Raw genomic sequence first — 22,351 nt, 5'->3', positions numbered from 1 at the left:
CATGAAAACCCAGGCAACACTATCGCAACCTTCTGCCGTTCCCGGCTCACCTCTGCTCCAGGTGAGCGGGGCGTTGTTCGGTATTATTGCCTTTATTCTTATCGCCGCCTGGCTGGCGAAGCGCTTTGGCCTGGCGGGGAAAACCGCCGGCGCCCGCGGGCTGAAGGTCAGCGCCAGCACCACCCTGGGACCACGTGAACGCGTGGTCATCGTCGAGGTGGACGATGCGCGTCTGGTTCTGGGCGTCACGGCGTCAAACATCAGCGTATTACATAAGCTGCCGCCCGCCCCTGCTGTGGTGGACGAGCGTGCAGAGGCCCCTGCGGATTTCCAGTCCGTGATGAAGAGTTTGCTTAAGCGTTCCGGGAGATCCTGATGCGCCGTTTGTTATCCCTGACGCTTGCGGGCGTTGGCCTGTTTGCTCCCGCGGTCTATGCGCAACTGCCCGGTCTGGTGTCAACCCCTCTCGCAGGCGGCGGCCAAAGCTGGTCGCTTCCGGTGCAGACGCTGGTGTTCATCACCTCGCTGACGTTTATTCCGGCTATCCTGCTGATGATGACCAGCTTCACCCGCATCATCATCGTTTTTGGTCTGCTGCGAAACGCGCTCGGCACCCCTTCCGCTCCGCCAAACCAGGTTCTGCTCGGACTGGCGCTGTTTTTGACCTTTTTCATTATGTCGCCGGTGATCGATAAGATTTACACCGACGCCTATCAGCCGTTCAGCGAAGATAAAATCTCCATGCAGGAAGCGCTGGATAAAGGCGCGCAGCCGCTGCGGGAATTTATGCTGCGCCAGACGCGCGAAGCGGATTTGGCCCTCTTTGCCCGCCTGTCCAACACCGGCGAGCTGCAAGGACCAGAAGCGGTACCCATGCGTATTCTGCTGCCCGCCTATGTGACCAGCGAGCTGAAAACCGCGTTCCAGATCGGCTTTACCATCTTTATCCCGTTCCTGATTATCGACCTGGTGATCGCCAGCGTCCTGATGGCGCTCGGGATGATGATGGTGCCGCCCGCGACCATCGCCCTGCCCTTTAAGATCATGCTCTTTGTGCTGGTCGACGGCTGGCAGCTTTTGGTCAGCTCGCTGGCGCAGAGTTTCTACAGTTAAGGAACGGCAATGACACCCGAATCGGTCATGATGATGGGCACGGAGGCGATGAAAATCGCGATTGCCGTTGCCGCTCCGCTGCTGCTTGTCGCGCTGGTTACCGGTCTGATTATCAGTATTCTGCAGGCCGCCACGCAGATTAACGAAATGACGCTGTCGTTCATCCCGAAAATCATCGCCGTGTTCGTGGCGATTATCGTGGCCGGACCGTGGATGCTGAACCTGCTGCTGGACTATATGCGCAACCTGTTTACCAATCTGCCGTACATCATCGGCTGACCTGACGATGCTGCACTTCACCAGCGACCAGTGGGTTCAGTGGCTCGGCGTCTACTTCTGGCCGATGCTGCGCATCATGGCGCTGATCTCCACCGCCCCCATTCTCAGCGAGAAATCGATACCCAAGCGTGTCAAAGTGGGGCTGGGGATTATCATCTCCATTATCGTCGCACCGTCTCTCCCTCCCGTGAATATTCCGATCTTCTCGGCAAATGCGGTGTGGGTCGCCCTGCAGCAGGTGATGATTGGCGTTGCCGTCGGCTTTACCATGCAGCTCGCTTTTGCCGCCGTGCGTACCGCGGGGGAACTGATTGGCCTGCAGATGGGGTTATCGTTTGCCACGTTTGTCGATCCCGGCAGTCATCTCAACATGCCCGTGCTGGCGCGCATTATCGATCTGCTCGCCATGCTGCTGTTCCTGTCGTTCAACGGCCATCTGTGGCTTATCTCCATGCTGGTGGACACGTTCCATACGCTGCCGATTGGCGAAAACCCAGTAAACAGCAACGCTTTCCTGGCGCTCACCCGCGCCGCGGGGCTGATCTTCCTGAACGGGCTGATGCTGGCGCTGCCGATCATCACCCTGCTGCTGACCGTCAACCTGGCATTAGGTTTACTGAACCGAATGGCGCCGCAGCTTTCGGTGTTTGTCATTGGTTTTCCGTTGACGCTGACGGTCGGAATTTTATTAATGTCATTACTGATGCCACTTATCGCTCCCTTCTGTGAACATTTATTCGGCGAGATATTCAACCTGTTAGCGGATATTGTCAGCGAACTGCCTCGTAAATAATAGACCTCACTGTTGCTACTGTCTTTCTGAGGATATTCCTAAAATAAAACGCGAAAAACATCTTCCAGGATATATCTGACGCGGTTTAATTGTTTCTAACCACCTCACAATACTTAATATTTACTTTACTTTAAGAAGATTCCTGGCAAATTATACGTAACTTTACGGGATAGTGAGTCCGCCTGAAAGTCTTTGTCATGCTCACAGGTTTATTATTTTTTTCCATCCCGTATGGCTGTTTTGAGCTCTCAGGCAGATGGTGAATTATCGTTACGCATTGAGTGAGGGTATGCCATGTCAACGATCATTATGGATTTATGCAGCTACACCCGGCTAGGGTTAACCGGGTACCTGGCAAGCAGAGGGGTAAGAAAGAGAGACATCAACGATGCACACACCGTTGACGAACTCGCAGCCGCTTGTGACGAACTAAAACCAGGCGTGGTGTTTATTAATGAGGACTGTTTCATTCACGATCCAGCCAACAGTCAGCACATTAAGCAAATCATTAATCAGCATCCAAAAACCCTGTTTATTGTTTTTATGGCGATCGCGAATATCCATTTCGATGAGTATTTGTTGGTCCGTAAAAATTTATTGATCAGTTCTAAATCGATTAAACCCGAGTCGCTGGATGACATTTTGGGTGATTATTTGAATAAAGAAGTTAAAAATGTAGGAGCGGTTAACTTACCCACCCTATCATTAAGCAGGACTGAATCAAGTATGCTGCGAATGTGGATGGCGGGACAAGGAACTATTCAGATCTCCGACCAGATGAATATTAAAGCGAAAACCGTTTCATCACACAAAGGAAATATTAAACGGAAAATTAAAACGCATAATAAGCAAGTGATCTACCACGTGGTACGCCTGACCGATAATGTGACGAACGGGATTTTCGTCAACATGCGTTAGTCGCTTAAGACCCTGTGCACCCTACCTTTGATCTCTGGCCTGGCCAGAGATTTTTGCTTCTGCAGAGGGTGTCGGGCACGCGATGTGCTACCCGACGCCGTGTTAGTCTGCTTTCTCAACAAAAATACCGTCCGGATGCCCCAGTTCGTTAAAAAACCAAATGCCGAGCGGGTAGTCTTCCAGTGATACCAGGTACATTGTCCCTTCGCTAAACTCTTCAATTGCCAGCACCACACCCGGGCGGCGCGGCCCACCGTCCGTTTTAACGGTTACCCGATCGTTGACCTTCATACATTCCTCCTCTGGTTTTGAGCCAGTGTAGAACAAAACGCAAAATCGCACATCGCCGCCCGGTGTGAATGGCGTTTTTATCTACAGTCTATACTTAGCGATGGACCCGGCTGAATGAGGAACCCCGCAATGAAGACCGATAAAGAGTACAGCGACACCATCAAGCGCGAAGTCGAGGTGGATGTCGATGCCCTGCTGGCCGCCATCAATGAGATTAGCGAGTCAGAAGTCCGCAGGACGGACGACAATTCGGACCGCGTCATTGTTAACGGAAGGGATTATCACACCTATCGTGAGCTGGCGGAGGCCTTCGAGCTCGATATTCACGACTTTAGCGTGTCAGAAGCCAATCGTTAGGGCGAAAAAAATCCCGGTCATGGGGATGACCGGGATCAAAACTTGCTTATGCAAGAAGCACTTGAAAATTCGTTACACCAGGAAATCTGATGTACAAGCCACACTATCCCCAACGAATTTGTCTGACAAGCATATATTCTTATGATGAATATAATATTTTTAACATAATGCTTTTCGTTATGAGCAATAACTTACTCTGAATGCGGGTTTGCCAGGGATTGTTCCCATTTCATCTGTTAACAATTCGGTTATTTTTTAGGAATTTTCTTAGAGGGAAACGCAACCGTCATCGGGAGTCACTATGCCTTCACTGCGGGATACCTTGCTGATTTTTTCTGACCTGGATGGCGCGTTGCTGGATATTCATACCTACGACTGGCACCCCGCAATGCCCTGGCTGGACAGGCTACAGGATAACCAGATTCCGATTATTCTCTGCAGCAGCAAAACCGCGGCAGAGATGCTGGATATTCAGCAGGATCTGGGGCTGGAAGGCCTGCCGTTTATTGCCGAGAACGGCGCGGTCATTCAGCCTGACGTGCGCTGGGACAAGGTCCAGCGTCAGATCCGGGGGATGACGCACCGGGATATTCGCCCGCGAATCGAGCAGATTCGTCTGCAGACGGGCTTTAAATTCACCACCTTTGACGATGTGGATGAGTACATTATCAGCGAGTGGACCGGACTGACGCGCTACCGTTCGACGCTTGCCCGCAAGCATGAAGCCTCCGTCACGCTCATCTGGCGCGATACCGACGAGAAATTGGTCCAGTTTGAAGAGCAGCTGGCGCACATCGGCCTCAAGTGTGTGCAGGGGGCGCGCTTCTGGCATATTCTCGACGCCCGCTGCGGTAAAGACGTGGCGGTTAGCTGGCTGATTGAACAGTATCGCGAGCAGGACGAGATCGAGCCCACCACGCTGGGGCTCGGCGATGGCCCTAACGATGCGCCGCTGCTCGACAGCATGGACTTCGCGGTGGTCATCAAGGGGATTAACCGCCAGGGCATCACGCTACGGGACGATAACCCCGAGCGGGTCTATCACACCCAACAGACCGGCCCGTCAGGCTGGCAGGAGGGGCTGGATCACTTCCTGTCCTGATCCCGCCACACGACCCGGTTACGCCCGCTCTGCTTAGCCTGATAGAGTCTGACGTCCGCCACGGACTGCAGCTGTTCAAAATCGTAGTTGCCCGTTTCATCCGCGCTGCTGACGCCCAGCGACGCGCTGATGCGCAGGGTGGTGCTCTTCTTCACCAGGATCTCCTTACTGGTGATTCGGCAACGAATGCGGTCAGCGACGCCTCTCGCCTCCTCCAGACCAATGCCGGGAAGGACTACACAAAACTCTTCTCCGCCGACGCGCCCGGCCACATCATTCTTGCGTAACGCGCTGGCAATCACGCCTGCCGTATGGGAAAGCACCTTATCACCGGCCTGATGGCCGAAACGGTCGTTAATGCTTTTAAAATGGTCGAGATCGATCTGAATCACCGAGAACGGCAGCGCCTGCTGGCGGCAGGTTTCCGCCAGCAATTTGGCGCGGTCGAACAGCGCGCCGCGATTATTCAATCGGGTCAGCGGATCGTGCCAGGCCTGCCACTGGAGGGAGTGCTGAAGCGTATACATGTTACTCACCATCCGACGGATCACCAGCCACGAGATCAACAGCATGGCGGTAAAGAGTGCCCACAGCAGCGCCAGCACGATACTGATACTGCCGAAATCATCCTGCACCCCTTCATGCAGGGTGTGGATCCGCAGGACGACGCCATCGAAGTGATCGAGCCGCTCCCAGGTGATAAATCGGCTCCCGAGGCGGATCCCGCCGCCGGTATCATGCTCAATCGCCTGGGCAATCTGCGCCGTTTCGCGTTCGTCAAAATGGTTAACCAGGGTTCCCGCGTGGGCAGAGGTGGCAATCATATTGAGCCGCGTATCGTACAGCTGATACTCCCCTTCCGTCCGGTCTTCCGTCGCGTCGGACAGCAGACGCTGCATCGTGTCTAAGGTAAAGTCCATCGCCACGACGCCGTACCAGTAGTGATCGAAATAGATGGGGACGCTGGCGGTGATCGTTCGTTCATCCTCGGTCCAGGATGAAGGGGTAGAGATAAACCAGCGTACGGCGCGCGCGCGATTGTTACGTTCTGACTGCTGGGTAAACCAGGACTGCGTGACCAGATGATAATAGCGGGCGGTAATATCGCCCGCCCGATCCGGCGTATCCGTGGAAAGGAAAAAACCGGCGCGAGAGACGTAGATCACACGCGCTTCTGTTTGTGCTCTTGATGACGCCAGCCTGAGCAGATACCCCACTTCGAGTGCGGCAGAAATTTCATGACTGATGCGCTCAGCGTCCCGGTTCAGAAGGGTGGTTTTATCCACGAATGCATCCGAGACCCCGTTAAGGGGAAGCGTGCGCTTTTTATCAACGGCAAGCTGCCAGGTGGGGAGCATGCGGACGGTATTAAAGCGTGACACCGCATCCTGTAAGACATCAAAGGCCAGCGGCGTCTCGATTGCATCATGCATGCCCTGGCGGAACAACAGCATCCTGTCGACGCTGTTCTGTAACTGCCTGTCCAGCGAACTGGCCACCGTATCCAGATGGTTGCGCTGGCTGGAGATGTACGCCTCTTCCAGCACCACCACCTCACGCCAGGTCAGGAGCGTGGAAAACACCAGAACGATCAGAAAACAGAGATTAACAATCCGCCCCGGATTGCTACGCTTATGCAGCCATTGCAAAAAAGTTTGTCTTACAACAAAGGTATCGCGCTGCACACACACTCCCTGATTACTGCTCTTTACCCGAAACCTGAGATAAAAACGCCCGGCAAAGCCGGGCGTTATGTGATTAAGCCTTGTCCCGCTGGTGCTGCCCGTCACCCGGCTGAAGCTCATCTTCACGGAATGCTTCCCGCTTGATGCTATAGCCATCGTGCCACCGACATTCCACCATTCCGCTGGAATACCCGGTGACGATCATACGTGGGCCGCCCTTCTTAGGCTTAACTTCATCACTGACCAAAAAGACCATACCTGCCTCCTGTATCAGGGTGAAACTGTTTCAATTTAGACGAGGAATGGTCTTTTTGCATCCTGCCGCGGGTAACAATTAGTGCGACGTGCCGCGAATTTTCTCAACCAGCTTCACCGCCGCGACGACGATAGCGCCAATGATAAAGCCCAGCACAAGATTCAGCAGCGTAGGCAGAATCGCCGCGATAACGGCCCCCTGCGTGGAGGAGAAATGTTCGATGGCATGGTGCAGCGGCGCAATGCCGTGAACCACAATTCCGCCGCCCACGAGGAACATCGCCAGCGTGCCCACCACCGACAAACTCTTCATCAGCCACGGGGCCAGCACCAGCAGGCTTTTGCCGATGCCTCTTGCTACCGCGCTCGATTTTTCCTCCAGCCAGTAGCCAATATCGTCCAGCTTGACGATCAGCCCCACCAGACCATACACGCCCACGGTGACCAGAATCGCGATGCCGGAGAGGATCAGGACCTGATTCAGGAGCGGCGCGTCAGAGACAATGCCCAGCGTAATCGCGACGATTTCCGCAGACAGGATAAAGTCGGTCCGAATAGCACCTTTGACCTTATCGCGCTCGAAGGTTTTCGGATCCTGCGCGGCCAGCGCTTCAAGACGCTGCTGGCGCACCTCCGGCGTATCGCTCTGCTTGCGCGCGCTAAAGGAGTGCAGCACCTTCTCCACGCCCTCGAAGCAGAGAAATGCCCCGCCAATCATCAGTAACGGCGTGATGGCCCAGGGAATAAACGCGCTGATCAGCAGCGCCAGCGGCACCAGAATCACCTTGTTCAGGAAGGAGCCTTTCGCCACGCCCCACACCACCGGCAGTTCACGGTTTGCCCTCACCCCACTCACCTGCTGGGCGTTAAGCGATAAATCATCGCCCAGCACGCCTGCGGTTTTCTTCGCCGCCAGTTTCCCCATCACTGAAATGTCGTCCAGTAAGGTGGCAATATCATCCAGCAATGTTAATAAGCTACTTCCTGCCAAAATCTTAATCCTTCATTTTTTGGTAATTAAGTGAATAGTATGGAGCAAAAGCGCCAACCCGGAAACAGGCACCTTACGTCAACAAAAAATTCACATCTGCCACACAATTAAAGGGCTCGCCAGCGAGATAGTTTTCGCGTTTACTATCAGCGAACTTTTTATTTCGTCGTGAGGGATTATGCGTTTCCGGCAATTGCTACCGCTCATCGGGGCACTCTTTTCGCTGTACATCATCTGGGGGTCAACCTACTTTGTCATTCGCATCGGCGTGGAGAGCTGGCCGCCGCTGATGATGGCGGGCATTCGCTTCCTCTCGGCGGGCATCCTGCTGCTGGCCTTCCTGCTCCTGCGCGGGCATAAGCTTCCCCCGCTACGCCCGATGCTGAATGCCGCCCTGATCGGCCTGCTGCTGCTGGCGGTGGGTAACGGGTTTGTGACGATTGCCGAGCACCAGAACGTCCCGTCCGGGATCGCCGCCGTGGTCGTTGCCACCGTACCGCTGTTTACCCTCTGCTTTAGCCGCCTTTTCGGCATCCGCACCCGCAAGCTGGAATGGCTGGGGATTGGGATTGGCCTGGCCGGCATTGTTCTGCTCAACAGCGGCGGCAACCTGAGCGGGAATCCGTGGGGCGCGGTGATTATCCTGATTGGCTCGATGAGCTGGGCGTTGGGTTCCGTCTACGGGTCGCGTATCGAACTGCCGACCGGCATGATGGCCGGTGCGATTGAGATGCTTGCCGCGGGGATTGTCCTGCTGCTGGCTTCCGCGCTGACGGGAGAAACGCTGACGACCCTGCCGCCGCTGTCGGGCTTTCTGGCGGTTGGCTACCTGGCGCTGTTTGGCTCTATCATCGCCATTAACGCCTATATGTTCCTGATCCGCAATGTCTCTCCGGCTGTCGCCACCAGCTACGCCTACGTCAACCCGGTCGTGGCCGTGCTGCTCGGAACGGGACTGGGGGGAGAAACGCTCTCACCTGTGGAATGGATTGCTCTTGGGATCATCGTGTTTGCCGTCGTGCTGGTCACGCTGGGCAAATATCTGCTGCCGGCAAAACCGGTGGTCACGCCTTGCGAGGTGGAGAAACCGTAAGCAGGTGAATGCCCTGCGTGTCGATCTGCGCGGTCTGGCCGCCGCCGCAGATCCACTCTTCCAGCCGTTCGCTCAGATCGGCATCGTTCAGCTTTAATCTGCCTCTCAGCGCACACTCCCAGACGATCAGCACCCGCCAGCCCTGCGCCATCAGCGTGGCCAGATCCCGCCTGTCGCGCTCGACGTTCTTACCAATCTTATCCAGCCAGAAATCGGTGCGCGTCGCCGGGACTTTGAAGAGGTAGCAGTCGTGATGGTGCCAGAAACAGCCATGGGTAAAGATGATGCACTGCCAGGCGTCGATGACGAAATCCGGGCGTCCCGCCAGGGTGGGATCCTGCACGCGGAAGTCAAACCCCGCCTGCGTCAGCAGCGCGGCCAGGCGCTTTTCAATGGCGGTGTCACGCGTGCCGATGGCACGCATGTTTTTACTGCGCGTCGCCTTATCGTGAACATCCGTCATTGACGGCCTCACCCTGACGAAGTGCCACCGCCTGTCGGATGCGCGAGGCCAGCAGCTTTGCGACAGCCGCGAACGCGGGAACCACCACCGAGTTACCAAACTGACGGTACGCCTGGGTATCCGACACAGGAATGCGGAAGCGATAACCCTGCGGCGTCTCAAAGCCCATCAGCCGGGCGCATTCGCGCGGCGTTAAGCGCCGTGGGCGATGGCGCTGGTTGTGCGGATCGTCGAAATCTTTTTCACCCAGCGCCTTGTCCCAGCCTCTGTCGATCAGGATTTCCGCGCCGTCTTTATAGTAGCGAGCAGACAGCGTGCGGGTGACGCTGTGCGGATCGTTCGGGTTGACCATCCCAAAGCCGAAGCCGTTGCCTTTCGCCTGGTGCTTCTTGGCATAGCGGTAGAGGTATTTCCACAGCACAGGGGTCAGGATAAATTTCGCGTCGACGACGGGTTCCAGCAGATCGGCCACGGTGGGGCGGCGCTCGGGATACAGAGAAGGAATATCCCGCAGAGTAAAATCGCCTTTCAGATTGAGATCGCGGCGGAAGCCCACCAGCACGATACGTTCGCGATGCTGGGGCAGGAAATGTTTCCCATCAATAATTTTAGGATCGTCCGCGCCCATGTCCTCTGAATCGGCCACGTCATAACCCAGCTCATCCAGCGTTTGCATGATAATGCGGAAGGTTTTCCCGCCGTCGTGGCTTTTTAAGTTTTTGACGTTTTCCAGTACGAAAATGGCCGGACGACGGGCGTCAATAATACGCGCCACGTCAAAAAACAACGTTCCCTGCGTATCGCAGGCAAAACCGTGGGCGCGTCCAAGGGCATTCTTTTTGGAGACGCCGGCCAGCGAGAAAGGCTGACACGGGAAGCCTGCCAGCAGCACGTCATGCGCCGGGATCGTCTGACGAATGTGCTCGGCGGCCTGTTCATCGCTCACGCCGCTTTTATGGCTCAGGGTCACATCGCGGATATCCGCGTTGAAATGATGCTCGTGCGGATCGCAGTACCAGTTTGCCTTGTAGGTACGCACGGCGTGCTTGTTCCACTCGCTGGTAAACACGCACTGTCCACCGATGGCTTCAAAACCGTGACGAATGCCGCCGATACCGGCAAACAGATCGATAAACCGGAAGGCATAGTTCGGGTGCGCGGCAGAAGGACGCGGAAGCAGATTTTGCAGATAACGAAACTCGCCTTCACTCAGGCGACGCCCTGCTCGCTCGCTGGTCAGCAGACGTTTAAGGATCGCCGGGCTCCAGTGGCTCTCGCCGTGCGCCACCAGCAGGCTGGCCAGCGTTTTAGCATCATAGATATCCAACAGCTGGCGCAGTAAGGCCTGCACCGTTGCCGTTGATTTCTCACCCTGCGCGGGCGCGGGCTCTGTCACTGATCGATTTTCCTGCATTCTTTTAACCGGAGAGTAAAGACTGGGAACAGATTACCACAGTTCAGTTGCGCAAACTGCGACGGAAGCGGCTCAGCACCTGGCTATCCAGCCCGAGGCAGTCGCCGTGTAATTCGGCGCTGAGTTTCGCCATAAACTGGATCAGGAAATCGGCATTGTGACGTGCCAGTTCGCGGCCCATGTCCGTTTGCATTGTATCAGGCAAACGCAGCAGCTTGGTCTGAAAATGGTCGAGGGCAAACGCGCGGTCGTCGAGGGGACGCGCATCGGCAAAGGGATCGTCCGCGTCAAATAGCGGCACGCCCAGTGCGCCCGAGACGGCAAAAACGCGCGCCAGGCCGATAGCGCCTAACGCTTCCAGCCGGTCAGCGTCCTGCACAATTTTGGCTTCTATACTTTGCGGCGCAATGCCGGCGCTGAAGCTATGCGCCTCAATCGCGTGCGCGACGGCGGCAATATGCTCGGGCGGAAAGTCCGGGAAGTCGCGGCGCAGTATCTCGCTCGTCTTGCGAGCAGCGAGCCGTGACGACTGGCTGCGTTCAGGATGGTTCTTCGGCAGGCTGACAATATCGTGAAAATAGCAGGCGGTCAGAATCACCCGCGGCTCGGCCGTGTGGTGAACCATGATTTTTTGCGCCGTCATCCACACCCGACGAAAATGCGAAATATCATGTGCAGTATCGTCGTTCTGGTGATTTTCCTTGAGCCAGCGCTCAAAGCCATGCTGCCACCGGGCCAGTTCCATCATCATGTCCTGTTGTTTAAAAGAAGGTGAATTATAACATAGCCAAATTAAATGAATTTAAAAATAGCGCTGCGAAATATTTAATAATAATTACTCCTTATAAATCCACCCCAATAATTCACAAGAAAAATAAAGAGATTAATAGAAATAATTTGAAATATTTCATCGAATTTAATTACATTTATTTTTGAAACTAAATCACAAGCCATAGAATAGTATCGAGCCTGTAATTACGGAGGGTGATTACATATATTCATATAAATTATCTTTAAAGGGAATATATAATGAAAAGAAAAGTTCTGGCATTTCTGGTACCCGCGTTATTAATGGCAGGCGCAGCGAATGCGGCTGAAATGTATAACAAAAATGGCAACAAAGTTGACCTGTACGGTAAGGTTGACGCGCGTCATACCTTCTCTGACAACCCTGGTGATGATGGCGATGAAACCTATGTACAGGTTGGTTTCAAAGGCGAAACCCAGATTACTCGCGATCTGGTGGGTTACGGTCAGTGGGAATATAAAACGTTCGCTAACGATACCGAAGGCGCGGGTGACAAATCCTTTAACCGTCTGGCCTACGCTGGCCTGAAATATGGCGAATACGGTTCATTTGATTATGGCCGTAATTACGGCGTCGTGTACGACGTTGAAGCCTGGACCGATATGCTGCCGGTATTTGGCGGTGATTCTTACACCTGGACCGATAACTTTATGAATGGCCGTGCCAACGGTCTGGCAACCTACCGTAATAGCGATTTCTTCGGTCTGGTTGAAGGTCTGAATTTCGCGCTGCAGTATCAGGGTGCGAATGAATATCAGTATGCTCAAGAAGACCAGGAAGGCACGAAAAACGGTCATAAAGACGTACGCTTCCAGAACGGCGACGGCTTCGGTATGTCTACCTCCTATGACTTCTCTGGCGATCTCTCAGGCCTGAGCCTGGGTGCGGCGTACTCTTCTTCTGATCGTACTAATGAACAGGAAGCGGCAGGCAAATACAGCGCGCGTTATGCGAGCGGTAAAACAGCTGAAGCGTGGACCCTTGGCGCGAAATACGACGCCAACAACGTCTATCTGGCAATGATGTACGCTGAAACCCGCAACATGACGCCATATGGTGATTATGGTATCGCGGATCAGACTCAGAACTTCGAAGCGGTAGCACAGTACCAGTTCGACTTCGGCCTGCGTCCATCCCTGGCATGGGTTTACTCTAAGGGCAAGGACATGACCTATCCAGGCAACGCCAGCAACCCTCAGGGTCAGCATGGAGATATGGACCTGGTTAACTACATTGACCTGGATATGACCTACAGCTTCAACAAGAACTTCTCCACCTATGTTGACTACAAAATCAACATGCTGGATAACGATGAAAGCTTCTACGAAGCCAACGGTATTTCCACCGACGACATCGTTGGCGTCGGCATGACCTACCAGTTCTAATCTTTAAAAATACCAAAGGCCGCATCTGCGGCCTTTTTTATTTCTTCGCGGTCTGTGTTATGGCGCTTCCTGCAGCGCCACGCGGATGAACCCGTTATTCTGCGCCAGCAGTTCATGGGCTTTCCACGCATCCAGCCCTGTCAGCACCATCAATACCGCCGTTTTACAGTGATGGTTACAGCTCTCCAGCGCGGCTTTTGCCTCCGCCCGGGAGCATCCCCCTGCTTCCATCACAATGGCGATTTGGCGTTCGGCCCATTTGGTACTGCTTGCCTCGAGATCCACCCGCAGGTTGCTGTAAACGCGTCCGGTTCGAACGGCCAGCCCGGTAGCGATCATCGAGAGGATCATTTTCTGCGCAATCCCCGCTTTGGTGTTGAGATAGCCGGCCACCACATCGGCACCCAGTTCGGGAGCAATAACCATACTCGCCAGCTGCGCGGCTTCACTTTGCGCATCACCGGTAATGACGGCGACCGGCGCCCCCAGCGACCATGCATGGCGCATTGCCCCCCACACCCACGGTGTTTTTCCGCTGACGGTCACGGCCAGCATCATATCGTGTTCACCAAACTTAATGGCCTGCAGATCGGCAACGCCGCGCTCGTAGCTCCCTTCCCCCTCTTCTGCCGTGACGGCCACCACGGGGGTTTTGCCCGGCGCATAGTCATCGGCAACCTGTTGCGCGACCCGACCAGACGGTCCCGCCCCGACAATCACCAGACGGCCACCATGATTGAGGATCGCGGCAGCGTTATCCACCGCTCGGGCAATTACAGGTAAACAAGGGGTGAGTGCAGCAGAAATGAGTGCATCATCCTGGTGAATGACTTTCAGCATGTCCAGCGTGGACAATCGATCGATATTCATCGTGCTGGCGTGCCGTCTTTCCTTGACCGAACCGGTAAGCAGAATGCTCATAAACAGCCTCCTTATTATGAGTACCCACACACTATAAAGTGTTTTATATAGATGACCTGCGAGGAGGGTCACGAAAAGAGGACCAAATCCACGCCTTTACATGGCTTTAAGAAAAGCGCGTCATCGGCGATAATTACCCCCTTACTTAATCATCGCGGAGTATTGATGAGCGATTTGCAGCCTTTCCTTCCGACGCGCAAGCGCCCCATGAAACTCAATACGCTGGTCACGCTGATGGTATGCGCGATTATCGGTTCAGTGCTGCTGGTGGTCTTTGCGCTCTATTCGGTGCAAATCACCCGCGCCACACGCGATGATGTCAAAGACACCGCGCTCGGCATTGCCCGCACCCTCGCCGACAGCCCCGAGATACAGCGCGGCCTGATGCAGGCGCCGCAGGAGAATATTATTCAGCCCATCGCCCAGGCGGTGACGAAACGAAACGATCTGCTGTTCACCGTGGTCACCGATATGCGCGGGATCCGCTATTCTCACCCGAATGAGGCGCTGCTGGGGCTGCATTTTATCGGCGACGATTTAACGCCCGCGCTGGAAGGCAAAGAGAACGTATCGGTTAACCGGGGCGCGCTCGCCGAAGCGCTGCGCGTATTTACCCCCGTCTACGACGGCCAGCACGAGCAGATTGGCGTGGTAGTGGTCGGTATCTCCCTGAATAAGGTGGAAGAGCAGATTACCCGCGGGCGGCTAAACGCCGTCTGGACCATTTTGTTCAGCATTTTTATGAGTTCGATGGCGATTTGGGGTCTGGTGCGGGTCCTGAAACGCATCCTGTTCGGACTCGAACCCTACGAAATTTCCGCCCTGTTCGAACAACGCCAGGCGATGCTGCAGTCGCTTCGTGAGGGGGTGCTGGCCGTTGATATTCACGGGCGCGTGACGATGATCAATCAGACCGCCAGAGAAATATTGCTTCTCCCGTCCGGCAAGCAGACCGAAAACACCAGCGCCCCCCTGCTGGCCAGCCTGCGTGACGTCTCGAAGACGGGCGTCGCGCGCCAGGATCAGGAGATCAGCTGCAACGGTCGGCTATTGCTGTGCAACATGGTCCCGGTGAAAAGTCAGGATCGGGTGATCGGCGCCATCACCACCTTCCGTGATAAAACGGAAATCAGCCAGCTGATGCAGCGTATTGATGGCATGGTGAATTACGTCGATGCCCTGCGCGCCCATACACACGAGTTTATGAATAAACTGCATGTGATCCTGGGCCTGCTGCACATGAAGCGCTACGACAAGCTGGAAGAGTACATCCTGCAGACGGCACATCATTACCAGACGGATATCGGTACGATACAGAGCAAGGTAAAATCCCCGGTGGTAGCCGGGTTCCTGCTGGGTAAAATCAACCGGGCGAAAGAAGCGGGCGTCACCCTGACGCTGGCGGATGAAAGCCAGATACCGGATACCGCAAGTGAAGAGCAGGTCGCGGTGCTGATCACCGCGCTGGGCAACCTCATTGAAAACGCGCTCGACGCGATGGAAGGACAGCAGGAAGGTGAGATTGGCCTGCTGCTGCATTATCAAAATGGCTGGCTCAGCTGTGAAGTCAGCGACGATGGCCCCGGCATTGATCCCACTCAGCTGGAGTCTATTTTTACAAAGGGCTTCTCAACAAAAGGCGACAACCGCGGCGTTGGGCTGTTCCTTGCTCGCCAGCAGATTCAGAACCTTGGCGGCGATATCACCGTCGAGTCTGAGCCCGGCGTATTTACCCAATTTTTTGTTCACATCCCCTGGGATAGCGAGAGGAATATCGCGTGATAAATGTGTTAATTGTCGATGATGACGCCATGGTGGCCGACCTCAACCGTCTGTACGTCAACCGTGTTGAAGGCTTTACCTGCTGTGGCGTCGCCTCCACGCTAAACCAGGCCGAGGCCATCATTAATGACCCCAGCCATCCTGTCGATCTGGTGCTGCTGGATGTCTATATGCAGCAGGATAACGGGCTGGATCTGCTGCCCGTCATTCGCGCATCCGGCCGCCAAATCGATGTGATCATGATCACCTCGGCCGCCGACGCCGCCACGATCCAGACCTCCATCCATTATGGCGTGGTGGATTATCTGATTAAGCCGTTCCAGTTCCCGCGCTTTGAAGAGGCGTTGAACGGCTGGAAGGCAAAGCACAGCCTGATGGGGTCGCATCAGTATTACGAGCAGGCGGACGTCGACCGTCTGATCCACGGCGGGGCACCGGAACTGGCAGACAGCAAAAAGCTGCCGAAAGGGTTAACGCCGCAAACGCTGCGCACGATTTGCCAGTGGATTGACGCACACCCGGAGACAGAGTTTTCTACCGATGACCTGGCAAACGCGGTCAATATTTCCCGCGTGTCCTGCCGCAAATATCTGATCTGGCTGGCGCAAATCAATATTCTGTTCACCAGCATTCACTACGGCGCCACCGGGCGTCCGGTGTATCGCTACCGTCTCCAGCCGGAGCAGACGGGCCTGCTCAAGCAATACTGTCAGTAACGCGGTAGGTATCGTCCAGCAGGGTAAAGCGGAAGTGGTGTGCTGAAGAGAACACCACTTCTTTTGTTTTGGTCACAAAGATCGCTTCTATGTCTGGACGCGCACGCAGCGCGGCGCAGCCCTTCTCCACGCCCATGCCGTACATCAGCGTGGTCCAGATATCGCCATCGATGGAATCTTTTGAAATGATGGTCACGCTGTCCAGTTCGTTGTCCAGCGGATACCCGGTGCGCGGATCGAGAATGTGGTGATAGCGTTTGCCGTTGTGCTCAAAGTAGCGCTCGTACGTTCCCGACGTCACGACGGAGAGGTTCTCGACGACCATCGTGCCGATCAGCGCATCCCCGGCGAACGGTTTTTTCAGCCCAACGCTCCAGCCCCCTTCCGGGGAGCCTAAGGTCTGAATGTTTCCGCCAAGGTTAATCAGCCCCAGCTCAGCGCCCTCTTTACGCAGGTAATCCCGCACCCTGTCGGCGATATAGCCTTTGGCAATCGCCCCCAGATCGATCTCCATCCCCGCCCGGGTCAGAAACACGCTGCTGCTGGCCTCATCAAGGAGAACATCCTCTGGGCGGGTAATTGCCAACAGCGACGTGATTTCATCGGCAGGCGGAACGCTGTCCCCCTGAAAACCAATCTTCCAGCGCTTCACCAGCGGACCGATTGCCAGATTAAAGGCGCTGTCCTTGAGGAGGCTTGCCGCTTTTGCACAGCGGATCAGATCAAACACTGGCCGACTGACGGTGACCGGATGCTGGCCGGCCGCATGGTTGATGTCCATCACCTGCGAGTGCGCGCGGTTGACGGTGAGCAGGTCTTCATACTGTTTGATCAGGCGAAACACGCGGGACGCGAGGGCTTCGTCATGGGAGAAGAGCTTCAGGAGGATGGGTGACCCCATCAGGACGGCGGAGTAACTGTAAACGCGATGGCTATCAGGCATGGCAGGAGTCCTCAGCTGTAGCCCCGGCTGGCACCGCGCCGCCGGGGAAAATGCCGGATATCGCTGCGCGTATCCGGCCTGGGAAGCAGGAGCCTCACCTCTTTTTCGAACGCAGAGCCGCCTGATGTCCTGCAAGGGTACCAAAAATAATGATATCTGCCACCGCGTTACCGCCGATACGGTTAGCACCGTGGATCCCGCCGACCACTTCACCGGCTGCAAACGCGCCTGGCAGCACGTTGTGGTTGCTATCCAGCACGCAGGTTTCGGTGTTGATGGTCACGCCGCCCATGGTGTGGTGCACGCCCGGCGCAATCTGAATGGCGTAGAATGGCCCTTCATTGATGGGCGCACGCAGCGCGGTGGTACGACCAAAGTCGTCATCATGCTGTTTTTCAACGAAACCGTTGTAACGTTCCAGGGTCGCCAGGAAAGCGTGGTAATCCATGCCGAGCGCTTCCGCCAGGGCTTTCGGCGAGCTGGCGCTGGTCACGAAGCCTTTGGCAATGTACTCATCCGCGGCTTTGTTTTTGGCGCGTACATGCTCGTCAAAGACGATGTAAGCGTATTTCTCCGGCAGGGCGATGATTGACGCCGAGACTTTATCGCGGGTCGACATTTCGTTGTAGAAGCGTTCCCCTTTCTGATTGACCAGAATCGCCCCGCCCCCGCGGATGGATTCGGAAATCAGGTACGAGGTTTTCTGCTCTACGGTCGGGTGAATTTGAATCTCGCCCATATCGACAGTGCCAGCCCCGATGCGCTCCAGCAGCGCGATACCGCCACCGGTCGCCCCTTTATGGTTGGTGGTGACGAAACCTTCCAGATCCGGACGGTATTTCACGACCATCTGGCTGTTAGCGCTGAAGCCGCCCGTTGCCACAATCACGCTTTTCGCTGCCACGGTGATGGTTTCATTCTCTTCGGTGGTCAGGCGCACGCCGGTGACTTCACCGTTTTCGAAGAGGATGTCGCTGACGGAAGTATCCAGCATCACCTCGATATTGCGTTTGTTGACGTTACGCACCAGGCCGCTAATCAGGTAACCGCCCACCGCAGAACCGTCTTTTGGACGGTGAGTACGGTCGATGCTCATCCCGCCAGTGGTGGTGATGTCGTTCAGCATGATGCCGCGGGTTGCCAGCCACTCAATTGCCTGCGGCGCGTTCTCGACGAAGCGGCGCAGCAGTTCAGGGTTGTTCTTGTTGCCGCCACCTTTCAGGCTTTCCTGGTAGAACAGCTCTTTGCTGTCCTGAATGCCCTTCACGCGCTGGAAGCGGGTTTCAGCGGCGTTCATCCCGGCAGAGGCTTTAATGGTATTCCCGCCGATGGTTGGCATTTTCTCAACAATCAGCACGCTCGCGCCTTCGTCGTGAGCCTGAATCGCCGCCGCCAGACCGGCGCCGCCGCTGCCGACAACCACCACGTCCACGCTGCGGGTTTCGTTCGGGTCAACGCCCTCTTCCGCTGCCCGCGCTTTGCTGGATTTCAGCATCGCTTTAGAGACCGCTTTCTTCACCGCTTCACTCTGGCTGGTTGCGCCGGTGATGGCATCCACGTGCGGGGTATTGGCATCCAGAATGCGGGTGCGGATCTCTTCAAAGCTGGTGACGAACTCAACGTCTTCGCTTGGGCCAGACGCAAGCTCGATATCCGCAATGCGGTCAGTCTCCAGGCTGACGTTAATCACCAGCTCGTTCGCGTCGTCCTGCACTTTCTCGGTGAACATGCCCGGTTTGAATTTTGATTCGCCCATGCTCATGTCGCGGATCATCGCTTCCACCAGCGAGAAGCGCCACAGCGGTTCAGGAATGTTCAGCGCCTCGCGCTGGGTGCTGTCCATAAACAGCTCCAGCGTTTCCCCGGCCGCGATGCGGTCGGTCCAGTCCGGATAGGCAATGGTGGCACGGCCAACGGCAATCAGGTCGTAACCGTGTTCCAGCGCTTCATTGGCATCGGCGGCATTCACCACGCCACCCACGCCCATGACCGGAACCTGCGCCAGCGTTTCAGAACGCATCGCGCAGTATTTTTCGATAAGCGGCGTTGGGTCCTGGGTGTCGACAATGGAAGGACGCAGGGTCGCGCCGACGGAAAAGTGCAGGTAATCCACGCCGCGCGCCGCCAGTTTTTCCAGCAGGTACATGGTGTCTTCAAAGCGGATGCCCGGCACTTCCAGCTCTTCGGGGGAGAAGCGGTAGCCAATAATAAAGGCGTCGTCCGCGTACTGGCGCACCATTTTGTGGGTGATATCCAGAACCGCCAGCGGGAACTTCGCGCGATTATCGCGGCTGCCGCCCCACTCGTCGTCACGCTGGTTAGAGTTTGGCGAATAGAATTGCTGAATCAGATAGGTGTTTGCCCCGTGGATTTCCACGCCGTCGAAGCCGGCCTGGATGGCGCGGCGCACCGCTTCACCAAACTTGCCGATCATGCCTTCGACTTCTTCGCCAGTCAGTGCCACTGGCGTTGCTGCGCCCTCACGCGGCGCGGCAACGGCGCTTGGGCCAACCGGCGTACGGCCACCGATCAGTTTCGGGTCAACCATGCGGCCGCCATGGTAGATCTGCAGCAGAGCCTTAGAGCCTTTGGATTTGATCGCCTCCGCGATTTTCGCCAGCCCGGCAATTTTCTCATCATTATCAATCCCGATTGCGCCCGGGAAAGCCAGACCGAGATCGTCGACGAAGCAGCACTCCACAATGATGGTGCCGATACTGCCGGAACGGGCACGATAGTACTCCACCAGTTCACTGGTAACGGTGCCGTCGTAATAGCCGGTGCAGGTGGTCATAGGGGCCATTAACAAACGGTTTTTCAGTTCAGTGCCATTCGGTAATGTGAAGGGGCTAAGAATACGTTCGTTAGTGCTCATATTAGAAACTCCAAACTTTTAAAAAATTAAGAATTCGTTATCGGATTAGTTTTTAGTTCGTCGTTATTTGCCGATGTCATGATATTAATATAATGATTTTTTTAGTTTCTAAAGTTATTACGTTAGTTAAAAAACTATTTAATCCCTGCAATAACACAAATAACACATTGGTGTTAGCGAATGTAATTCAGTCATTCACAATAATTTAAAATTCGTTAAATAAAAATTGGTTAAACCAATTTCCATCACACATGCAAAACCATTAAAAACAACAAGATATAGAACAAAGAAAAAATAGATGTTACGAAAATGATAAAACAAACCAATAAAAAAGGTAATACCCACATACGCCTGAGTGGTTATTAATAAAAGCATAAAAATAACGCTGCAATTCTGTTTTTTTGATCGCGATCAATAGTTATGGCATCCAAAAGCGCAATATAAAAACATCATCATTTTTTAATTTAGCGCCACCATAAAAGCGTTAAATTGCTATTACTGAAAATACAAAACCGCACCTTTAATAACTAAAAAAAGCAAAGAAACTTAAGAAAGTGATTTTGTTTTTTCAGTACGACCGAATCTTTGACAACTTAAGACGTGAAACTATGAATACAAAAACTGCTGTAACGCCCCCTGTGGCGAACCAGGCATCAAATGGAAACGCAAAACGTCTGCTGATGATGGCACTGCCCGTCATCGTCGCCGTACTGCTGCTGTTTGTTCCGGTACCGGAAGGTCTGCCTCCTTACGCATGGCACTATTTCGCTATCTTCGTTGGCGTGATCGTCGGTTTGATCTTCGAACCGCTGCCGGGTGCGGTGATCGGTCTGACCGGCGTGGTCGCCATTGCCCTGTGCAGCCAGTGGGTGCTGTTCAGTCCTGAACAGCTGGCTGATCCGAAATTCAAGCTGGCAGGCGCCTCCTTTAAGTGGGCGGTGAGCGGGTTTGGTAACTCGACCGTCTGGCTGATTTTCGGTGCCTTCATGTTCGCCGCAGGCTATGACAAAACCCGCTTCGGCCGCCGTCTGGCGCTGATTCTGGTGAAATACCTCGGCCGTCGCAGCCTGACGCTCGGTTACGCGATTACGTTTGCTGACCTGCTGCTGGCACCGTTCACCCCGTCCAACACCGCGCGCAGCGGCGGGACCATCTACCCGATTATCGCTAACCTGCCGCCGCTGTACGGTTCTAAACCGAACGACCCAAGCGCGCGTAAAATTGGTTCGTACCTGATGTGGGTGGCGATCACCGCGGCCTGTATCACCAGTTCAATGTTCCTCTCCGCCCTCGCGCCGAACCTGCTGGCGCTGGCGCTGGTGAAAAGTACGGTTGGGATCGATATCTCCTGGGGCACCTGGTTCCTCGCCTTCCTGCCGCTGGGTATCCTGCTGATTCTGGCCATGCCGCTGCTGGCCTACTGGTTCTACCCGCCAGAAGTGAAGGTGAACAACGAAGTGCCGCTGTGGGCGACCCGTGAGCTGGAAAAACTGGGCAAACTGTCCCGCAATGAAATTCTGCTGCTGGTGTTCGTGTGCTGTGCGCTGCTGATGTGGATCTTCGCCGCCGCGTGGATTGAACCCGCTATGGCTGCCCTGCTTATCGTCGGCCTGATGCTGTGGACCGGCGTGCTGGAGTGGAACGATATCACCGGTAACAAAGCGGCGTGGAACACCTTCGTCTGGTTCGCCACCCTGGTTGCGCTGGCGGACGGCCTCTCCTCTACCGGCTTCATCAGCTGGCTGGGTAAAGAAGGTGGTCTGTTAATGAGCGGTATCTCTCCGGGCGTGGCGACCATCGTCCTGCTGCTGGCGTTCTACCTGCTGCACTACCTGTTTGCCAGCACCACCGCGCACACCACGGCGCTGCTGCCAGCGATGCTGACCATCGCCTCCACCATTCCGGGCATGAATATGGAAGTGTTCGTTCTGCTGATGGTGACCTCGCTGGGCGTGATGGGGATCATCACCCCGTACGGTACTGGCCCAAGCCCGATCTACTACGGTAGCGGCTACCTGCCAACCAAAGACTACTGGCGCCTCGGCACCATCTTCGGTGCCATCTTCCTGGCGGCCCTGCTGCTGATTGGCTATCCGTGGATGTCCATGATGTTCTGATTTCTGACCGCCGGGGCCTTCCTCCGGCGGTTTTATTTTTGTGGAGCAAG

The 22,351-nt window shown here is 55.2% G+C and carries 21 protein-coding genes and 1 pseudogene; 12 read left to right on the top strand and 10 right to left on the bottom strand.

Annotated features, from left to right (window positions below; all coding sequences use genetic code 11):
* Window position 1: 1 nt before the first annotated feature.
* The 5 genes and pseudogenes from fliO to rcsA all read left to right on the top strand — a co-directional run bounded on the left by fliO (window position 2) and on the right by rcsA (window position 3,103).
* Window positions 2-376, top strand: coding sequence for a flagellar biosynthetic protein FliO (gene fliO / locus ACMGGE_RS02675; RefSeq protein WP_028016024.1), 375 nt, complete (start codon window positions 2-4; stop codon window positions 374-376).
* On the top strand, window positions 376-1,113 hold the full coding sequence (gene fliP, locus ACMGGE_RS02670) for a flagellar type III secretion system pore protein FliP (RefSeq protein ID WP_008500316.1): 738 nt from the start codon (window positions 376-378) through the stop codon (window positions 1,111-1,113). Before fliO ends, fliP begins: the two co-directional genes overlap by 1 nt.
* Window positions 1,114-1,122: 9 nt before the next feature.
* Window positions 1,123-1,392, top strand: coding sequence for a flagellar biosynthesis protein FliQ (gene fliQ, locus ACMGGE_RS02665; protein ID WP_008500315.1), 270 nt, complete (start codon window positions 1,123-1,125; stop codon window positions 1,390-1,392).
* Window positions 1,393-1,399: 7 nt separating this feature from the next.
* Window positions 1,400-2,192 (top strand): annotated as a pseudogene (gene fliR, locus ACMGGE_RS02660) (flagellar biosynthetic protein FliR); the annotation flags it as partial.
* Between the two features lie 287 nt (window positions 2,193-2,479).
* Window positions 2,480-3,103, top strand: coding sequence for a transcriptional regulator RcsA (rcsA, locus tag ACMGGE_RS02655; protein WP_008500313.1), 624 nt, complete (start codon window positions 2,480-2,482; stop codon window positions 3,101-3,103).
* 102 nt (window positions 3,104-3,205) lie between these two features.
* Here the strand turns inward: rcsA and dsrB are convergent, their stop codons facing one another.
* The gene (gene dsrB / locus ACMGGE_RS02650) at window positions 3,206-3,394 is read right to left on the bottom strand and encodes a protein DsrB (protein ID WP_008500312.1); all 189 of its coding nucleotides are present in this window, start codon (window positions 3,392-3,394) and stop codon (window positions 3,206-3,208) included.
* Between the two features lie 129 nt (window positions 3,395-3,523).
* Between dsrB and yodD the strand changes: the two genes are divergently transcribed.
* Together yodD and ACMGGE_RS02640 are read left to right on the top strand one after the other, a co-directional pair.
* Window positions 3,524-3,751 carry a YodD family peroxide/acid resistance protein gene (yodD, locus tag ACMGGE_RS02645; RefSeq protein WP_013097742.1) on the top strand — a complete coding sequence of 76 codons (228 nt, stop codon included), beginning with the start codon at window positions 3,524-3,526 and terminating at the stop codon, window positions 3,749-3,751.
* A gap of 301 nt (window positions 3,752-4,052) precedes the next feature.
* Window positions 4,053-4,853: a mannosyl-3-phosphoglycerate phosphatase-related protein gene (locus tag ACMGGE_RS02640; RefSeq protein WP_420293330.1), complete on the top strand. Its 801-nt coding sequence runs from the start codon at window positions 4,053-4,055 to the stop codon at window positions 4,851-4,853.
* On the opposite strand, the gene dgcQ is transcribed toward ACMGGE_RS02640, so the two are convergent.
* From dgcQ to ACMGGE_RS02625, 3 genes are all read right to left on the bottom strand, one after another.
* Complete coding sequence (gene dgcQ, locus ACMGGE_RS02635) at window positions 4,838-6,538, bottom strand: cellulose biosynthesis regulator diguanylate cyclase DgcQ (protein ID WP_048223881.1); 1,701 nt, start codon at window positions 6,536-6,538, stop codon at window positions 4,838-4,840. The two genes, ACMGGE_RS02640 and dgcQ, sit on opposite strands and share 16 nt — an antisense overlap.
* A gap of 73 nt (window positions 6,539-6,611) precedes the next feature.
* The gene (locus ACMGGE_RS02630; RefSeq protein ID WP_023618677.1) at window positions 6,612-6,794 is read right to left on the bottom strand and encodes a YodC family protein; all 183 of its coding nucleotides are present in this window, start codon (window positions 6,792-6,794) and stop codon (window positions 6,612-6,614) included.
* Between the two features lie 78 nt (window positions 6,795-6,872).
* Window positions 6,873-7,784, bottom strand: a complete 912-nt coding sequence (locus ACMGGE_RS02625) for a DUF808 domain-containing protein (protein ID WP_008500306.1) — start codon at window positions 7,782-7,784, stop codon at window positions 6,873-6,875.
* Between the two features lie 178 nt (window positions 7,785-7,962).
* Between ACMGGE_RS02625 and yedA the strand changes: the two genes are divergently transcribed.
* Window positions 7,963-8,877, top strand: coding sequence for a drug/metabolite exporter YedA (yedA, locus tag ACMGGE_RS02620; RefSeq protein ID WP_045908156.1), 915 nt, complete (start codon window positions 7,963-7,965; stop codon window positions 8,875-8,877).
* On the opposite strand, the gene ACMGGE_RS02615 is transcribed toward yedA, so the two are convergent.
* The 3 genes from ACMGGE_RS02615 to ACMGGE_RS02605 form a co-directional block, all read right to left on the bottom strand.
* Complete coding sequence (locus tag ACMGGE_RS02615; protein WP_048029388.1) at window positions 8,849-9,340, bottom strand: very short patch repair endonuclease; 492 nt, start codon at window positions 9,338-9,340, stop codon at window positions 8,849-8,851. The genes yedA and ACMGGE_RS02615 overlap by 29 nt on opposite strands.
* Window positions 9,321-10,736, bottom strand: coding sequence for a DNA cytosine methyltransferase (locus tag ACMGGE_RS02610; RefSeq protein WP_262805071.1), 1,416 nt, complete (start codon window positions 10,734-10,736; stop codon window positions 9,321-9,323). The genes ACMGGE_RS02615 and ACMGGE_RS02610 overlap by 20 nt, the downstream gene beginning before the upstream one ends.
* 61 nt (window positions 10,737-10,797) lie before the next feature.
* On the bottom strand, window positions 10,798-11,499 hold the full coding sequence (locus ACMGGE_RS02605) for a phosphohydrolase (protein ID WP_048029387.1): 702 nt from the start codon (window positions 11,497-11,499) through the stop codon (window positions 10,798-10,800).
* Window positions 11,500-11,783: 284 nt separating this feature from the next.
* Between ACMGGE_RS02605 and ompC the strand changes: the two genes are divergently transcribed.
* Window positions 11,784-12,947, top strand: coding sequence for a porin OmpC (ompC, locus tag ACMGGE_RS02600; RefSeq protein WP_420293329.1), 1,164 nt, complete (start codon window positions 11,784-11,786; stop codon window positions 12,945-12,947).
* 57 nt (window positions 12,948-13,004) lie between these two features.
* Here ompC and ACMGGE_RS02595 read toward each other — a convergent pair whose 3' ends face one another.
* A complete protein-coding gene (locus tag ACMGGE_RS02595; RefSeq protein WP_234083879.1) occupies window positions 13,005-13,868 on the bottom strand; it encodes an N-acetylmuramic acid 6-phosphate etherase in 864 nt (287 codons plus the stop codon).
* Window positions 13,869-14,033: 165 nt separating this feature from the next.
* On the opposite strand from ACMGGE_RS02595, the gene ACMGGE_RS02590 reads away from it, so the two are divergent.
* Together ACMGGE_RS02590 and dcuR are read left to right on the top strand one after the other, a co-directional pair.
* On the top strand, window positions 14,034-15,650 hold the full coding sequence (locus tag ACMGGE_RS02590) for a sensor histidine kinase (RefSeq protein WP_045908150.1): 1,617 nt from the start codon (window positions 14,034-14,036) through the stop codon (window positions 15,648-15,650).
* On the top strand, window positions 15,647-16,366 hold the full coding sequence (gene dcuR / locus ACMGGE_RS02585) for a two-component system response regulator DcuR (RefSeq protein ID WP_069718955.1): 720 nt from the start codon (window positions 15,647-15,649) through the stop codon (window positions 16,364-16,366). The genes ACMGGE_RS02590 and dcuR overlap by 4 nt, the downstream gene beginning before the upstream one ends.
* Here the strand turns inward: dcuR and ACMGGE_RS02580 are convergent.
* On the bottom strand, window positions 16,347-17,309 hold the full coding sequence (locus ACMGGE_RS02580; RefSeq protein ID WP_262820919.1) for an FAD:protein FMN transferase: 963 nt from the start codon (window positions 17,307-17,309) through the stop codon (window positions 16,347-16,349). The genes dcuR and ACMGGE_RS02580 overlap by 20 nt on opposite strands.
* A 94-nt stretch (window positions 17,310-17,403) precedes the next feature.
* A complete protein-coding gene (locus tag ACMGGE_RS02575; protein WP_069718953.1) occupies window positions 17,404-20,184 on the bottom strand; it encodes a flavocytochrome c in 2,781 nt (926 codons plus the stop codon).
* A gap of 608 nt (window positions 20,185-20,792) precedes the next feature.
* On the opposite strand from ACMGGE_RS02575, the gene ACMGGE_RS02570 reads away from it, so the two are divergent.
* The gene (locus ACMGGE_RS02570; protein WP_008500292.1) at window positions 20,793-22,301 is read left to right on the top strand and encodes an anion permease; all 1,509 of its coding nucleotides are present in this window, start codon (window positions 20,793-20,795) and stop codon (window positions 22,299-22,301) included.
* Window positions 22,302-22,351: the final 50 nt, after the last annotated feature.

Origin of the sequence: Enterobacter sp. BNK-22 (assembly GCF_048684805.1) — a bacterium.
In the GTDB taxonomy this organism is placed as follows: domain Bacteria; phylum Pseudomonadota; class Gammaproteobacteria; order Enterobacterales; family Enterobacteriaceae; genus Enterobacter; species Enterobacter quasiroggenkampii.
This window is presented reverse-complemented; position numbering and strand designations above follow the sequence as displayed.

Excerpts from the sequence above, each read along its gene's own strand:
- ACMGGE_RS02570 (WP_008500292.1), top strand. The coding sequence starts at position 20,793 with ATGAATACAAAAACTGCTGTAACGCCCCCTGTGGCGAACCAGGCATCA.
- ACMGGE_RS02640 (WP_420293330.1), top strand. The coding sequence starts at position 4,053 with ATGCCTTCACTGCGGGATACCTTGCTGATTTTTTCTGACCTGGATGGC.
- fliO (WP_028016024.1), top strand. The coding sequence starts at position 2 with ATGAAAACCCAGGCAACACTATCGCAACCTTCTGCCGTTCCCGGCTCA.
- ompC (WP_420293329.1), top strand. The coding sequence starts at position 11,784 with ATGAAAAGAAAAGTTCTGGCATTTCTGGTACCCGCGTTATTAATGGCA.
- fliQ (WP_008500315.1), top strand. The coding sequence starts at position 1,123 with ATGACACCCGAATCGGTCATGATGATGGGCACGGAGGCGATGAAAATC.
- yedA (WP_045908156.1), top strand. The coding sequence starts at position 7,963 with ATGCGTTTCCGGCAATTGCTACCGCTCATCGGGGCACTCTTTTCGCTG.
- rcsA (WP_008500313.1), top strand. The coding sequence starts at position 2,480 with ATGTCAACGATCATTATGGATTTATGCAGCTACACCCGGCTAGGGTTA.
- ACMGGE_RS02615 (WP_048029388.1), bottom strand. The coding sequence starts at position 9,340 with ATGACGGATGTTCACGATAAGGCGACGCGCAGTAAAAACATGCGTGCC.
- ACMGGE_RS02630 (WP_023618677.1), bottom strand. The coding sequence starts at position 6,794 with ATGGTCTTTTTGGTCAGTGATGAAGTTAAGCCTAAGAAGGGCGGCCCA.
- dsrB (WP_008500312.1), bottom strand. The coding sequence starts at position 3,394 with ATGAAGGTCAACGATCGGGTAACCGTTAAAACGGACGGTGGGCCGCGC.
- fliP (WP_008500316.1), top strand. The coding sequence starts at position 376 with ATGCGCCGTTTGTTATCCCTGACGCTTGCGGGCGTTGGCCTGTTTGCT.
- yodD (WP_013097742.1), top strand. The coding sequence starts at position 3,524 with ATGAAGACCGATAAAGAGTACAGCGACACCATCAAGCGCGAAGTCGAG.
- ACMGGE_RS02575 (WP_069718953.1), bottom strand. The coding sequence starts at position 20,184 with ATGAGCACTAACGAACGTATTCTTAGCCCCTTCACATTACCGAATGGC.
- ACMGGE_RS02590 (WP_045908150.1), top strand. The coding sequence starts at position 14,034 with ATGAGCGATTTGCAGCCTTTCCTTCCGACGCGCAAGCGCCCCATGAAA.
- ACMGGE_RS02580 (WP_262820919.1), bottom strand. The coding sequence starts at position 17,309 with ATGCCTGATAGCCATCGCGTTTACAGTTACTCCGCCGTCCTGATGGGG.
- ACMGGE_RS02605 (WP_048029387.1), bottom strand. The coding sequence starts at position 11,499 with ATGGAACTGGCCCGGTGGCAGCATGGCTTTGAGCGCTGGCTCAAGGAA.
- ACMGGE_RS02595 (WP_234083879.1), bottom strand. The coding sequence starts at position 13,868 with ATGAGCATTCTGCTTACCGGTTCGGTCAAGGAAAGACGGCACGCCAGC.